Source organism: Streptomyces sp. NPDC037013, assembly GCF_055607265.1.
On the sequence record NZ_JBVJRV010000010.1, the window covers coordinates 194,994 to 209,767 of the forward strand.

The 14,774-nt window shown below is 70.8% G+C and carries 13 protein-coding genes; 11 read left to right on the forward strand and 2 right to left on the reverse strand.

From position 1 onward, the window contains the following. Nucleotides 1-37 precede the first annotated feature (37 nt). The 8 genes from ACZ7DY_RS33630 (at nt 38) to mutM (ending at nt 8,461) form a co-directional block, all read left to right on the forward strand. Nucleotides 38-3,289: a helicase-related protein gene (locus tag ACZ7DY_RS33630; protein WP_471142284.1), complete on the forward strand. Its 3,252-nt coding sequence runs from the start codon at nt 38-40 to the stop codon at nt 3,287-3,289. A 70-nt stretch (nt 3,290-3,359) separates the two neighbouring features. Beyond that, the gene (gene rsmD / locus ACZ7DY_RS33635) at nt 3,360-3,953 is read left to right on the forward strand and encodes a 16S rRNA (guanine(966)-N(2))-methyltransferase RsmD (RefSeq protein ID WP_471142287.1); all 594 of its coding nucleotides are present in this window, start codon (nt 3,360-3,362) and stop codon (nt 3,951-3,953) included. Nucleotides 3,954-3,979: 26 nt separating this feature from the next. After that, a complete protein-coding gene (gene coaD, locus ACZ7DY_RS33640; protein WP_469200100.1) occupies nt 3,980-4,459 on the forward strand; it encodes a pantetheine-phosphate adenylyltransferase in 480 nt (159 codons plus the stop codon). Between the two features lie 111 nt (nt 4,460-4,570). After that, complete coding sequence (locus ACZ7DY_RS33645) at nt 4,571-5,641, forward strand: cell division initiation protein (RefSeq protein ID WP_471142290.1); 1,071 nt, start codon at nt 4,571-4,573, stop codon at nt 5,639-5,641. Between the two features lie 146 nt (nt 5,642-5,787). Continuing rightward, nucleotides 5,788-6,462 carry a YceD family protein gene (locus ACZ7DY_RS33650; RefSeq protein WP_471142292.1) on the forward strand — a complete coding sequence of 225 codons (675 nt, stop codon included), beginning with the start codon at nt 5,788-5,790 and terminating at the stop codon, nt 6,460-6,462. A 2-nt stretch (nt 6,463-6,464) separates the two neighbouring features. Then, nucleotides 6,465-6,638 carry a 50S ribosomal protein L32 gene (gene rpmF, locus ACZ7DY_RS33655; protein WP_026165248.1) on the forward strand — a complete coding sequence of 58 codons (174 nt, stop codon included), beginning with the start codon at nt 6,465-6,467 and terminating at the stop codon, nt 6,636-6,638. Nucleotides 6,639-6,645: 7 nt separating this feature from the next. Beyond that, the gene (rnc, locus tag ACZ7DY_RS33660; RefSeq protein WP_355811673.1) at nt 6,646-7,464 is read left to right on the forward strand and encodes a ribonuclease III; all 819 of its coding nucleotides are present in this window, start codon (nt 6,646-6,648) and stop codon (nt 7,462-7,464) included. Nucleotides 7,465-7,600: 136 nt separating this feature from the next. Further along, nucleotides 7,601-8,461 (forward strand): bifunctional DNA-formamidopyrimidine glycosylase/DNA-(apurinic or apyrimidinic site) lyase, encoded by an 861-nt coding sequence (gene mutM, locus ACZ7DY_RS33665; protein WP_471142295.1) that lies wholly within the window; start codon nt 7,601-7,603, stop codon nt 8,459-8,461. Here the strand turns inward: mutM and ACZ7DY_RS33670 are convergent. Beyond that, complete coding sequence (locus ACZ7DY_RS33670) at nt 8,434-8,814, reverse strand: winged helix-turn-helix transcriptional regulator (protein WP_471142297.1); 381 nt, start codon at nt 8,812-8,814, stop codon at nt 8,434-8,436. The two genes, mutM and ACZ7DY_RS33670, sit on opposite strands and share 28 nt — an antisense overlap. Before the next feature lie 85 nt (nt 8,815-8,899). Next, entirely contained in the window at nt 8,900-9,787 is an 888-nt protein-coding gene (locus tag ACZ7DY_RS33675; protein WP_471142300.1) for a CAP domain-containing protein, read from the reverse strand. Between the two features lie 139 nt (nt 9,788-9,926). On the opposite strand from ACZ7DY_RS33675, the gene ACZ7DY_RS33680 reads away from it, so the two are divergent. From ACZ7DY_RS33680 to smc, 3 genes are all read left to right on the forward strand, one after another. Beyond that, nucleotides 9,927-10,208, forward strand: a complete 282-nt coding sequence (locus ACZ7DY_RS33680; protein ID WP_471142302.1) for an acylphosphatase — start codon at nt 9,927-9,929, stop codon at nt 10,206-10,208. A 403-nt stretch (nt 10,209-10,611) separates the two neighbouring features. Next, entirely contained in the window at nt 10,612-10,815 is a 204-nt protein-coding gene (locus tag ACZ7DY_RS33685) for a hypothetical protein (RefSeq protein ID WP_055551056.1), read from the forward strand. A 225-nt stretch (nt 10,816-11,040) separates the two neighbouring features. After that, entirely contained in the window at nt 11,041-14,601 is a 3,561-nt protein-coding gene (gene smc / locus ACZ7DY_RS33690) for a chromosome segregation protein SMC (RefSeq protein ID WP_471142305.1), read from the forward strand. The last annotated feature ends 173 nt before the right edge of the window (nt 14,602-14,774 follow it).

Sequence of the window (14,774 nt, forward strand, 5' to 3'; positions counted from 1 at the left end):
GGGGACCTGCACCGCATTGTCAGTGCCGTGGTGTGCAATGGATCTCGTGCCCGCGCTCGAAGAACCCCTGAAGAAAGTGGTCGGCCCCGCCACCGCGAAGGTGATGGCCGAGAACCTCGACCTGCACACGGTCGGCGACCTCCTGCACCACTACCCCCGGCGGTACGCCGAGCGCGGCGAGCTCACCCGCCTCGCCGACCTCCCGCTGGACGAGCACGTCACGGTGGTCGCCCAGGTCGCGAGCGCACGCGTCCTGAAGTTCAACGGCGGCCGCGGCCAGCGCCTCGAGGTCACCATCACCGACGGCAGCGGCCAGGTCCAGCTCGTCTTCTTCGGCCGCGGCATCCACAAGCCGCACAAGGACCTGCTGCCCGGCACCCGCGCGATGTTCGCGGGCAAGGTGTCGGTCTTCAACCGCAAGATGCAGCTGGCCCACCCCGCGTACGAACTGCTGAGGACCGAGGGCGACGAGGCCGGCGAGACCGTCGGCTCCTGGGCCGGCGCCCTCCTGCCGATCTATCCGGCCACCGCCAAGCTGGAGTCCTGGAAAATCGCCAAGTCCGTCGACATGGTCCTGCCCAGCGCCCAGGAGGCCGAGGACCCGCTGCCCGCCGCCCTGCGCGACGGCCGCGGCCTGATCCCGCTCACCGAGGCCCTCCTGAAGATCCACCGACCGCACTCGAAGGCGGACATCGCCGCCGCCCGCGACCGCCTCAAGTGGGACGAGGCCTTCGTCCTCCAGGTCGCCCTGGCCCGCCGGCGGTACGCGGACGCGCAACTGCCCGCAGTGGCCCGCAGGCCCAGGCCCGGCGGCCTCCTGGACGCCTTCGACGCCAAGCTGCCCTTCACCCTCACCGAGGGCCAGCAGAAGGTCTCCAAGGAAATCTTCGACGACCTCGCCACCGAACACCCCATGCACCGCCTCCTCCAGGGCGAGGTCGGATCCGGGAAGGCGCAGCCGCTCGACTCGCTGGTGCTGACGCCCGAGGGTTTCCGTCCGATGGGCGACATGAAGGCCGGAGACCTTGTCGTCGTCCCTACCGGGGAGACCGCTGTCGTCAGCGGAGTCTTTCCTCAGGGGGAGCGTGACGTATGGCGTCTGACGCTCTCCGACGGCAGCTCTGTCGAATGCGATGACGAACACCTCTGGATCGTCGGCACCAGCTGTGGCTGGCACCGGGGGCAGCAGCCGAAGGTTCTGACGACCAGGGAGATCCGCCTGGACCTCTTCAAGGCCAACGGCTCGTCGAAGTGGTACCTGCCCGCCGCCGCTCCGACTGATCTGGGACACGACGAACTGCTGCCGCTCGACCCCTACCTCTTCGGCCTCCTGCTGGGGGACGGGTCGTTCCGCCACAATCTGCGGCTGTCGACGATCGACGCGGAGATCCGCGACGCGGCGGCCGATGCCGTGGCGCCGGAGTGCCGTCTGGTCCGTGTGTCGGGTTCGTCGTGCGACTACACGATCCAGCTGGCACAACGGTCGGGGGGCAAGCGCAATCCGGTCATTCAGGCGTTGCGTGACATGGGGTTGTGGGGGGTGACCTCGCACGGCAAGTTCGTCCCTGAGGTCTTCAAGAACACCTCGATCAAGAACCGCCTGGCCCTGCTGCAGGGGCTGCTGGACACGGACGGCACGATCCAGGCGGACGGGTTGAGCATCTCGCTGTGCTCTGCGTCCCTTCGGCTGGCCGAGGATGTCGCCTGGCTGGTGCGCTCGCTCGGAGGAAGAGCCAGGGTGCTGCCGAAGAAGGCGGCATTCAACGTGTCGGTCGCGTTGCCCGAGGACTACCCGCCGTTCAGGCTGACCCGCAAAGCGGAGCGCGTGTGCGCGAGGCCGAAGTACAACACGTTCCGAAGGGGGATCCGCAGCGCCGAGTTCGTCGGGCGAAAGCCGGTCCAGTGCATCAGCGTCGCTCACCCGAGCAGGGCATACGTCACCGACAACTTCACGGTGACGCACAACACCATGGTGGCCCTCCGCGCCATGCTCGCCGTCGTCGACGCGGGTGGGCAGGCCGCCATGCTCGCGCCCACCGAAGTCCTCGCCCAGCAGCATCACCGCTCCATCGTGGAGATGATGGGCGAGCTCGCCGAGGGCGGGATGCTGGGCGGTGCCGACCAGGCCACCAAGGTCACGCTGCTCACCGGCTCCATGGGCGCCGCCGGACGCCGCCAGGCCCTGCTCGACCTGGTCACCGGGGAGGCCGGCATCGTCATCGGCACGCACGCGCTGATCGAGGACAAGGTGCAATTCCACGACCTGGGCCTGGTCGTCGTCGACGAGCAGCACCGCTTCGGCGTGGAGCAGCGCGACGCCCTGCGCGGCAAGGGCAAGCAGCCCCCGCACCTCCTGGTCATGACGGCCACCCCCATCCCGCGCACGGTCGCGATGACGGTCTTCGGCGACCTGGAGACCTCGGTCCTCGACCAGCTCCCCGCCGGGCGCTCCCCGATCGCCAGCCATGTCGTCCCCGCCCAGGACAAGCCGCACTTCCTCGCCCGCGCGTGGGAGCGCGTGCGCGAGGAGGTGGAGAACGGCCACCAGGCGTACGTGGTCTGCCCGCGCATCGGCGACGAGGAGGACGAGCCCAAGAAGGCCGGCAAGTCCGGTAAGGCCGGCGCGAAGAAGTCCGCCGAGGAGAAGGCGGAGGAAGCGGCGACCGCGGAGAAGCGGCCCCCGCTCGCCGTCATCGAGGTCGCCGAGCAGCTCGCGCGCGGGCCGCTCCAGGGGCTGAGGGTGGAGGTCCTGCACGGCAGGATGCAGCCCGACGACAAGGACGCCGTGATGCGCCGCTTCGCCGCCGGTGAGACCCAGGTGCTGGTCGCGACGACGGTCATCGAGGTCGGGGTGAACGTCCCGAACGCCACCGCCATGGTGATCATGGACGCGGACCGCTTCGGGGTCTCCCAGCTGCACCAGCTCCGCGGCCGCGTCGGCCGCGGCTCGGCCCCCGGCCTCTGCCTCCTGGTCACCGACATGCCCGAGGCGAGCCCCGCCCGCGGCCGCCTGGGCGCCGTCGCCGCCACGCTCGACGGCTTCGAGCTCTCCCGCATCGACCTGGAGCAGCGCCGCGAGGGCGACGTGCTCGGGCAGGCCCAGTCCGGCGTCCGCTCCTCGCTGCGCATGCTCGCCGTCATCGAGGACGAGGAGATCATCGCCGCTGCCCGCGAGGAGGCCGTCGCCGTGGTCGCCGACGACCCCGACCTGGAGCGGCTGCCCGCGCTGCGCACCGCCCTGGACGCCCTGCTCGACGAGGAGCGCGAGCAGTACCTCGACAAGGGGTGAGCGCCGGGTACGCCATATCGTGGAGACAGCCCACCAACGTGGCGCATACCGGCCAGCCAGAAGGAACCAGATGACCCGCGTGATCGCCGGCACCGCCGGCGGACGCCGCCTGTCCGTCCCGCCGGGCAACGGCACCCGCCCCACGTCCGACCGCGCGCGCGAGGGCCTCTTCTCCACCTGGCAGGCCCTTCAGGGCACGCTCGACGGGACCCGGGTCCTCGACCTGTACGCGGGCTCCGGGGCCGTCGGCCTGGAAGCGCTCTCCCGGGGCGCCGCGCACACCCTGCTCGTCGAGGCGGACGCCAGGGCGGCGCGCACCATCAGGGAGAACGTACGGGCGGTCGGCCTGCCCGGCGCCGAGGTCCGAGCGGGCAAAGCCGCCCAGATCGTCCGTGGGGGAGCCCCTCCCACCCCGTACGACCTGGTCTTTCTCGACCCGCCGTATGCGGTCGGTGATGACGATCTTCGGGAGATCCTGCTCACACTCCGCTCGGAGGGCTGGCTCACACCCGACGCGCTCGTCACCGTTGAACGCAGTACAAGAGGCGGAGAATTCGGCTGGCCGGAGGGTTTTGAACCCCTCAGGTCCCGTCGCTACGGCGAGGGGACGTTTTGGTACGGTCGCGCCGCCTCTACGTGCGACGACCCAAGCGTCGCGCCATGACCGGACCGGAGAGCGAGGGACTCACGTTGCGCCGCGCCGTATGTCCGGGGTCTTTCGACCCCATCACCAATGGACACCTCGACATCATCGCCCGCGCCTCCAAGCTGTATGACGTGGTGCACGTCGCGGTGATGATCAATCAGTCGAAGAAGGGCCTCTTCGAGATCGACGAGCGGATCGAGCTGATCCGCCAGGTCACCGCCGACTTCGGCAACGTCGAGGTGGAGTCCTTCCACGGTCTCCTCGTCGACTTCTGCAAGCAGCGCGACATCCCGGCCATCGTCAAGGGGCTGCGCGCGGTCAGCGACTTCGACTACGAACTCCAGATGGCCCAGATGAACAACGGCCTCTCGGGCGTCGAGACCCTCTTCGTCCCGACGAATCCCACCTACAGCTTCCTCTCCTCCTCGCTGGTCAAGGAGGTCGCCGCGTGGGGCGGCGACGTCGCTCACCTGCTGCCGCCGGTGGTCCACGAGGCCCTGGTCGAACGCCTGGGCAAGAAGTGACGCCCGAACCGCCGTACTGACGGTTCGTCACCCGGTGTCGGGCGGGCGGCCACTGGCCTTACAGTCGTCCCGTCCGTCTCCCAACCAGCTGTAGAGAGTGGCGAGCACACGGTGGACGTGCAGAAGAAGATCGACGAGATCGTGCAGGCGGTCGGCAGCGCCCGCTCCATGCCCATGTCGGCCTCGTGCGTGGTCAACCGCGCCGATCTGCTCTCGATGCTCGAAGAGGTGCGCCAGGCGCTGCCCGGCTCCCTCGCCCAGGCCCAGGAGCTCATCGGCGGCCGCGAGCAGCTGGTCGAGCAGGCCCGCCAGGAGGCCGAGCGGATCATCGAGAGCGCGCACGCCGAGCGCGGCTCCCTGATCTCCGACACGGAGGTCGCCCGCCGCTCGCAGGGCGAGGCCGACCGCATCCTCGCGGAGGCCCGCCGGACGGCCGAGGAGGTGCGCGCCGAGGCCGACGACTACGTGGACAGCAAGCTCGCCAACTTCGAGGTCGTCCTCACCAAGACGCTCGGCTCGGTCGGCCGCGGCCGCGAGAAGCTCCTCGGCACCGGCCCCGGCCTCGACGAGCAGGGGTACGAGGACGAGGACGCCCCCGAGCGCAGCCACGACCCCGAGACCCTGCGCCGCAACGCCGACGCGTACGTCGACGCCAAGCTCGGCGCCTTCGAGGCGGTCCTCGCCAAGACGCTGGAGGCCGTCGGACGCGGCCGCCAGACCCTGCACGGCCGGGCCCCCGCCGACGAGCTCGGCACCCTGGGGGAGGGCCCCGCGACCCAGGGCCACACCACGGACGCCGAGTACCTCGCGGACCTCGCGGGCCCCGCCACCCCCACGGAGCACGTGCCGCAGCCGCCCGCCCAGGCCCCGCCCATCCCGGCCCAGGAGCCCTACGCGGTGCCGCACCAGCACCCGGACCCGTACGGGTACCAGCACCAGCAACAGGACCAGTACGCGTACCAGCAGCCGTACGGCCAGCAGGATCCGTACGCGTACCAGCACGACCAGTACGGCTACCCGCAGCAGGGCTACGACCAGGGCCAGTCGCAGCAGGCGCAGCTCCAGGACCAGCCCCATCTCCAGGACCAGCCGCAGCAGCCGGCGGTCCTCGACGAGACCAGCCTCTTCGACACGACCATGATCAGCGCCGAGCAGCTGCGCCAGTACGAACAGGGGCGCTAGCGGGAGCGGGCACGGGTCCTGGTCCGGATTGGGCCGAGAGCGGATGGTCAAGTATCCTGGCTCTTCGGTCGCGCATACGTCCGCGGCTCAGGCTGCCCACCCAAGCCCCGTTTCCGGTGCACCGGTGCGGCCGCCCCCTGAAACTCTTGGATCCGAAAGCAGGAAACACCCTGAGCACGCGCCTCGACCACCGAAACCCCCTCGTGTTCGACACACACGAGCTGGGGCGGCGTCCTGGTGCCCTGCAGCGGGTGTCCCGCGAGGTCGAAGCCCCCGGTCCGCCGGACGGCTTCGGCATCGAAGGGGTCATCGGGGTGCCGCAGGGCGCCCCGGTCCAGCTGGAGGTCCGCCTCGAGTCGGTCATGGAAGGGGTGCTTGTCACAGGCACCGCCCGTGCAACGGCCGAGGGGGAGTGCGTAAGGTGTCTGGAGCCGCTCGAGCTGGAGCTCGACGCGGATTTCCAGGAGATGTTCTCGTACCCTGACGCCGACGACCGGGGCCGCGCTGCGGAACCGGCCGACGACGCCGAGGAAGACGAGGACAGGCTCTGTCTCGAGGACGGCATGTTCGACCTCGAGCCTGTGCTGCGTGATGCGGTGGTGCTCGCACTGCCGATGCAGCCGGTGTGCCAGGACGACTGTCCGGGCCTGTGCTCCCAGTGCGGGGTACGGCTCGCGGACGACCCGGACCACCACCATGACGCCGTCGACATCCGTTGGGCGGCTTTGCAGGGACTCGCTGGCACCATCCAGGACGGCGAGAAGGACGAGATGAGCGGCGCCGAAGCGGAAGCGGGCGTCGACGAGAAGCAGGAGAAGTAGCCGTGGCTGTTCCGAAGCGGAAGATGTCGCGCAGCAACACGCGCCACCGCCGGTCGCAGTGGAAGGCTGCGGTCCCCACCCTGGTTTCGTGTGAGCGTTGCCAGGAGCCCAAGCAGCAGCACATCGCGTGCCCGAGCTGCGGCACCTACAACAAGCGCCAGGTCCTCGAGGTCTGAGCGGCTGGTGAGAGGCACCGTGTCTAGCCCCAAGAAGGCGGAAGACGCCAAGAAATTGGCGGAGACAACGGCCTCGTCCCACACGCTTCTGGAAGGGCGGCTCGGGTACAAGCTCGAGTCCGCCCTTCTGGTGCGCGCGCTGACCCACCGTTCGTACGCGTACGAGAACGGCGGCCTGCCGACGAACGAGCGGCTCGAGTTCCTCGGGGACTCGGTGCTCGGCCTCGTCGTCACGGACACGCTGTATCGCACCCACCCCGACCTGCCCGAAGGCCAGCTGGCCAAGTTGCGGGCCGCGGTGGTCAATTCGCGTGCGCTGGCGGAGGTCAGCCGCGGCCTCGAACTCGGCTCCTTCATCCGGCTCGGCCGGGGCGAAGAGGGCACGGGAGGCCGGGACAAGGCATCCATCCTCGCCGACACCCTGGAAGCGGTGATCGGCGCGGTCTATCTGGACCAGGGTCTGGACGCTGCGGGCGAGCTGGTGCACCGGCTCTTCGACCCGCTGATCGAAAAGTCCTCGAACCTGGGCGCGGGCCTGGACTGGAAGACCAGTCTGCAGGAGCTCACCGCGACGGAGGGCCTCGGCGTACCCGAGTACCTCGTCACGGAGAGCGGCCCCGACCACGAGAAGACCTTTACTGCTGCCGCCCGCGTCGGAGGCGTCTCGTACGGCACCGGCACCGGCCGCAGCAAGAAGGAAGCGGAGCAGCAGGCCGCCGAGTCCGCGTGGCGCGCGATCCGCGCCGCGGCGGACGAGCGGATCAAGGCGGCCGAGGCCGCCGCTGCCGCGCAGTCCGAGGGGATCGCCGACACCCCCTCGGCCTGACGGCCGCCCATCCTTCGGTGCCGGCCGCCCTCTTCACGGGGGTGGCCGGCACTGTGCTTTCCCGATCCCGCGGATCCGCGATCCCGCGAGCCCTTGAACTCCCGACCCCCATTCCCCTGCATCCCCCGGAGCGGACATGCCCGAGCTGCCCGAAGTCGAAGTCGTCCGGCGTGGTCTGGAGCGGTGGGTCAGCGGGCGGCTCATCGGCGAGGTGCAGGTGCTGCATCCGCGCGCGGTGCGGCGGCACGTGGCGGGCGGCGACGACTTCGCGGCCCGGCTGACCGGGCACCGGATGGGGCTCGCCCAGCGGCGCGGCAAGTATCTGTGGCTGCCGCTCGCCGACTCCGCGCACTCCGTCCTGGCCCATCTGGGCATGAGCGGACAGCTCCTCGTGCAGCCCCAAGAGGCGCCGGACGAGAAGCACTTGAGGATCCGGATGCGCTTCGAGGACGAGCAGGGCACCGAACTCCGCTTCGTCGACCAGCGCACCTTCGGCGGGCTCTCCCTCCACGCCAACACCTCCGACGGACTCCCGGACGTCATCGCGCACATCGCCCGCGACCCGCTGGACGAGGCGTTCGACGACGACGCCTTCCACCGGGCGCTGCGCGGCCGCCGTACGACGATCAAGCGGGCCCTGCTCGACCAGTCGTTGATCAGCGGCGTCGGCAACATCTATGCGGACGAGGCCCTTTGGCGGTCGCGGCTGCACTACGAGCGGCCGACCGGCACCTTCACCCGCCCGCGCACGGCCGAACTCCTGGGCCACGTAAGGGATGTGATGAACGCGGCGCTCGCGGTCGGCGGCACCAGCTTCGACAGCCTCTACGTCAACGTGAACGGTGAATCAGGGTATTTCGAGCGGTCGTTGGACGCCTACGGCCGGGAGGACGAGCCCTGCCGGCGCTGCGGCACCGCGATCCGGCGGCGGCCCTGGATGAACCGGTCGAGCTACTTCTGTCCCCGCTGTCAGCGGCCGCCGCGCGCCTCGTCGTAACGCTCCCGCGCCGCGAGCACCTCGTCCTGGCGGCCCTCCACGCAGTGGATCAGGGCGAGGAGACGGTCGGCGATCTCCCGTCCCAGCGGCGTGAGCCGGTAATCCACCCGCGGCGGGTTGGTCGGCTGCGCCTCGCGGTGCACGAGCCCGTCGCGCTCCAGCGCGTGCAGGGTCTGGGAGAGCATCTTCTCGCTCACGCCGTCGACGCGGCGGCGCAGTTCGTTGAAGCGGAGGGTGCCGTCGTGCAGGGCTCCGAGGGTGAGCGCTCCCCAGCGTCCGGTGACGTGCTCCAGCGTGCGCCGCGAGGGGCAGGCCCGGGAGAACACGTCGTACGCCAGGTCGGTGGAATCCATGCGGACACCCTACTCCCGCACAGCGCTAACCAAAGGTTAGTGCCCTGTTCCGGGTGGGGGTCAGTCGGTGGGGCAGGAGGCGGGCTCAGAAGCCGAAGTCCTGCGTCCACCAGGGGCCGCCCGGTGCGAAGTGCGCGCCGACGCCCACCGTCTTGTAGTCGCAGTTGAGGATGTTGGCGCGGTGGCCGGGGCTGTGCATCCAGGCGTCCATCACGGCCTGCGCGTCGGCCTGGCCGCGGGCGATGTTCTCGCCGCCAAGGCCGGAGATGCCGGCCTTCTCGGCGCGGTCCCACGGGGTCGCGCCGTCGGGGTCGGTGTGGGCGAAGAAGCCGCGCTCGGCCATGTCGGTGCTGAAGTCGCCGGCCAGCGTCGCCAGCCGGTCGTCGGCCTCCAGCGGGCGGCAGCCCGCCTTGGCCCGCTCCTGGTTGACCAGGGTGATCACCTCGGCCTCGGCCTTCGCCTCCTCGGACGAGGACCGGGCGCCGACCGGGGGAGCCTTCGGCTTCTCCTCGGCCGTACGGGAGGGGGTCGGCGTCGTCTTCTTCTCCGGCTCCGGCTTCGGGGCCCGGGGCGACGGCTTGGCGGACGGCGTCTTCGAGGGCTTCGGGGCGGCCTTGGAGGGGGTCGGCGTCGGCGTGGACCGCGGCGCCTTGGAGTGGTCGGTGCCGCTGCCCGTCGTCGGCTCGCCGCGCTCGGCGGTGCCGTGGGAGCCGCCCTGGGCGTCCACCCCGGTCGGCGCGGCGGCGGAGCGCACCTTGCCCGGGTCGTCCCCGCCGCCCAGCCGGTAACTGTCGCTGCCGGGAAGCACGCCCGCCGCGACGGCGACGGCGCCCATCGCGACGGCTGCGGAGACGCCGAGCAGGCCCGTGCGCACCGGGGTGGCGGCGCGGCCCCTGCGGCGGTGCGACACCGTCCCCGGGTGGTTCTCAGGGGTGGCGGCCTGTCCAGCGCCGGAGCGTCGGTGGCGTCCCATCTCCTGGCCTTTCGTCCTCACGAACCCTCATGAACAAGGTGGCTCACCCATACGGGTGAGGCTCATCGAGTCGGGACTGTACGCGATGGCGCATGGGGACGAAGTGCCCACAGAGCAATTGGCCGGTTAGCGTGCACTCATGAACGAAGACGTACGACTCACCGCCTGGGTGCGCGGACGCGTGCAGGCCGTGGGATTCCGCTGGTTCACGCGGGCCAAGGCGCTGGAGATCGGCGGCCTGAGTGGTTTTGCTCTCAATCTGGAGGACGGCCGCGTACAAGTGGTCGCGGAAGGTCCCAGGACCGGCTGCCAGAAACTGCTCGACTGGCTTCGCGAGGGCGACACACCCGGGCGCGTCGACGGTGTCACCGAGATCTGGGACACACCACGTGGCATATACGAGACCTTCGCCATTCGGTGACCGTGACCCGCGGATACGTCCCCGGGCGCCGGCGCGGCGCCCGGGGACGCGTGTCCCGGGCAACTGCCCGGGGCAGAAAAAGCCTGGTGGTTGCCAAGAACCGCTTGCCGTGGCAGGCTCCGCAGGTAAGGATGATCTCCACGCCCCCAGGGCCCCGAAGGAGAAGCAGCGCCGCCCGTTCGAAGGCCGCGCGCCCCCGGGTCGCCCGCCAATACGGGGCGTGATCGTGTTGACCGTCAAACTTTTTGGTGAGACTCTGGAAGCCCCGCGCACCTTAGCTGTTTGGCATGTGAGAACGGCCAGCAAGACCCAGCAAAACAACGAGTGCCAAGCACCGCGGGTGCGATTCCCTCACGACCCACCACCGCTTCGGTCGGTCACTCAGTGTGGAGGACCATCCATCATGGCAAAGGCGCTTCTCGGTTACGTCGGCGGCAGCGACCCGCGACTCCTCGCCGAGATGCGACGGCTCCAGCAGCGCGTGCAGGACCTGGAATCCGAGCTCGGTCGGATCCAGGCGGAGAACGACGCGCTGGCGGCTGCCGCTTCTCACGAATCGCTCCTGGAGAGCATCGACGTACCCCAGGCGGAGCCTGCGCTCACCTGACCCCTATCCGATCACGACGTAACAAAGGGCTGCGCAGTAATTGAGCCCGTACTGGTCGGCGCTCTGTCTGGTCTGTCTGTCCACGTCAGACGCTGATCTTGAGATCTGCAAGGGACGCTTCGGCGTCCCTTCTTTCTTTCGCCCGCGTACGCTGCTTTCTTTACCGTCTGATGTGCCCTGCACCTTCATGGGTGAAACTGTCAGCGAAAGGTAGAGTCCGACGGCGTGCATCTCAAGGCCCTGACCCTGCGCGGTTTCAAATCCTTCGCGTCCGCCACGACGCTGAAGTTCGAACCGGGTATCACCTGCGTCGTCGGACCCAACGGATCCGGCAAGTCCAACGTCGTGGACGCGCTCAGCTGGGTCATGGGGGAACAGGGCGCCAAGTCCCTGCGCGGCGGCAAGATGGAGGACGTCATCTTCGCCGGCACCACCGGGCGGCCCCCGCTCGGCCGCGCCGAGGTCTCCCTCACCATCGACAACTCCGACGGCGCCCTGCCCATCGAGTACGCCGAAGTCACCATCACGCGGATCATGTTCCGCAACGGCGGCAGCGAATACCAGATCAACGGCGACACCTGCCGCCTCCTCGACATCCAGGAGCTGCTCTCCGACTCCGGCATCGGACGCGAGATGCACGTCATCGTCGGACAGGGCCAGCTCGACGGCGTGCTGCACGCCGACCCGATGGGGCGGCGCGCGTTCATCGAGGAGGCCGCGGGCGTCCTCAAGCACCGCAAGCGCAAGGAGAAGGCGCTGCGCAAGCTCGACGCGATGCAGGCCAACCTCGCGCGCGTGCAGGACCTCACCGACGAACTGCGGCGCCAGCTCAAGCCGCTCGGCCGGCAGGCCGCCGTGGCGAGACGGGCCGCCGTCATCCAGGCCGACCTGCGCGACGCCCGCCTGCGGCTCCTCGCCGACGACCTCGTACGGCTGCGCGAGGCCCTCGAGGCGGAGGTCGCCGACGAGGCCGCGCTCAAGGAGCGCAAGGAGAGCGCCGAGGCCCGGCTGAAGGCCGCCCTGCAGCGCGAGGCGCAGCTGGAGGAGGAGGTGCGGCGCCTCACCCCGCGCCTGCAGCGCGCCCAGCAGACCTGGTACGAGCTGTCGCAGCTCGCCGAGCGGGTGCGCGGCACCGTCTCGCTGGCCGACGCGCGCGTCAAGAGCGCCACCGCCGCGCCCCCCGAGGAGCGGCGCGGGCGCGACCCCGAGGACATGGAGCGCGAGGCCGCCCGGATCCGCGAGCAGGAGGCCGAGCTCGAAGCGGCCCTGGAGGCCGCCGAGCACGCGCTTGAGGACACCGTCGCCCACCGGGCCGAGCTCGAACGGCAGCTGGCGGTGGAGGAGCGCAGGCTCAAGGACGTGGCGCGGGCCATCGCCGACCGGCGCGAGGGCCTCGCACGGTTGCACGGCCAGGTCAACGCGGCCCGGTCGCGTGCGGCGTCCGCGCAGGCCGAGATCGACCGCCTCGCCGTCGCCCGGGACGAGGCCGCCGAGCGCGCCGTCGCCGCCCAGGAGGAGTACGAGCAGCTCAAGGCCGAGGTCGACGGGCTCGACGCGGACGACGCGGAGCTCGGCGAACGGCACGACGCGGCGAAGCGGGAGCTGGCCGAGGCCGAGGCGGCACTCACCGCCGCCCGGGAGGCGGCGACCGCCGTCGAACGCAGACGGGCCGCGGTCGCCGCCCGGCACGAGGCGCTCGCGCTCGGGCTGCGCCGCAAGGACGGCACCGGCGCGCTGCTCGCCGCCAAGGACCAGCTCACCGGGGTGCTCGGGCCCGCCGCGGGCCGGCTCACCGTGGCGCCCGGGTACGAGGTGCCGGTGGCGGCGGCGCTCGGGGCGTGCGCCGACGCCGTCGCCGTGAGCGGTCCGAGCACGGCCGCCGAGGCGATCCGGCTGCTGCGCAAGCAGGACGCCGGGCGGGCCGCGCTGCTGCTGGGCGGCGCCCCGGACGAGCCGCGCACCGAGCGCTCCGAGGGGCCGCCGCCCGTCGCCGACCTCGTACGGGGCCCTGAGGAGCTGATGCCCGCCGTGCGGCGGCTGCTGCGCGGGATCGTCGCGGTGGGGACGCTGGAGGACGCCGAGGACCTGGTCTACGCGCACCCCGACCTGACCGCCGTCACCGCCGAAGGGGACCTGCTGGGCGCGCACTTCGCGCAGGGCGGCTCCGCGGGGGCGCCGAGCCTGCTCGAAGTACAGGCATCCGTCGACGAGGCCGCCGCCGAGCTCGAAGAACTCGGCGCGCGCTGCGAGGAGTTGGCGGCGGAGCAGGAGCGTGCGGGGCAGCGGCGCGCCGAATGTGCCGCGCTCGCCGAGGAGTTGGGGGAGCGGCGCCGGGCGGCCGACCGGGAGAAGTCCGCGGTGGCCCAGCAGTTGGGCCGGCTCGCCGGGCAGGCGCGGGGCGCGGCGGGCGAGGCGGAACGGTCCGCCGCCGCGGCGGCCAAGGCGCAGGACGCCCTTGACCGGGCGGTGGAGGAGGCCGAGGAACTCGCCGAGCGGCTCGCCGTCGCCGAGGAGGCGTCCCCGGCGGGGGAAGAGGAGGAGCCCGACACCTCGGTGCGCGACCGCCTCGCCGCCGACGGTGCCAACGCCCGGCAGACCGAGATGGAGGCCCGGCTCCAGGCCCGTACGCACGAGGAGCGGGTCAAGGCGCTCGCGGGCCGCGCGGACTCCCTGGACCGGGGTGCGCGCGCCGAACGCGAGGCACGCGCGCGTGCCGAGCAGCGCAGGGCCAGGCTCCGGCACGAGGCCGCGGTCGCCGGGGCGGTCGCCGCCGGCGGGCGCCAGCTCCTCGCCCACGTCGAGGTCTCCCTCGTACGGGCCGAGGAGGAGCGGGCAGCGGCCGAGCGGGCCAAGGAGGTACGGGAGCGGGAACTGGCCGCCGAGCGCACCCGGGGCAGGGAGCTGAAGGCGGAACTCGACAAACTGACTGATTCAGTTCACCGCGGCGAGGTACTAGGTGCCGAGAAGCGGCTGCGGATCGAGCAGCTGGAGGCCAAGGCACTGGAGGAGCTCGGTGTGGAACCGGCGGGACTCGTGGCCGACTACGGCCCGGATCAACTCGTGCCGCCCTCGCCCCCCGCCGAGGGCGAGGAACTGCCCGACGACCCCGAGCATCCGCGCAACAGGCCGGTGCCGTTCGTCCGGGGCGAGCAGGAGAAGCGGCTCAGGTCAGCCGAACGGGCGTATCAGCAGCTCGGAAAAGTGAACCCGCTGGCCCTCGAGGAGTTCGCGGCGCTGGAGGAGCGGCACCAGTTCCTCAGCGAGCAGCTCGAAGACCTGAAGAAGACGCGGACCGACCTCCTCCAGGTGGTGAAGGAGGTCGACGAACGGGTCGAACAGGTCTTCACCGAGGCGTACCACGACACGGCCCGCGAGTTCGAGGGCGTGTTCTCGCGGCTCTTCCCGGGCGGCGAGGGGCGGCTGGTCCTGACCGACCCGGACAACATGCTCACCACCGGCGTGGATGTGGAGGCCCGGCCGCCGGGCAAGAAGGTCAAGCGGCTCTCGCTGCTCTCCGGCGGCGAGCGGTCGCTGACGGCCGTGGCGCTGCTCGTCTCGATCTTCAAGGCGCGGCCCAGTCCGTTCTACGTGATGGACGAGGTCGAGGCGGCGCTCGACGACACCAACCTGCAGCGGCTCATCCGCATCATGCAGGAGCTGCAGGAGGCCTCGCAGCTCATCGTGATCACGCACCAGAAGCGCACGATGGAGGTGGCCGACGCGCTGTACGGGGTCTCGATGCAGGGCGACGGCGTCTCGAAGGTGATCAGCCAGCGCCTGCGGTAGCCGCGGCCGACGGGCTTCCCTGATCGCCGACGGGCTTCCTTGATCACTTAAACCATCACTTCAACACTTGAACGAGTGCGACCTCGAAGTGCCCTCAAATTCACAGCAGCCCTCCTATTGACTTCGAAACTTGAAGGCATAGTCTCTGCAACGTTGCTTTTACCTTCAGGTGG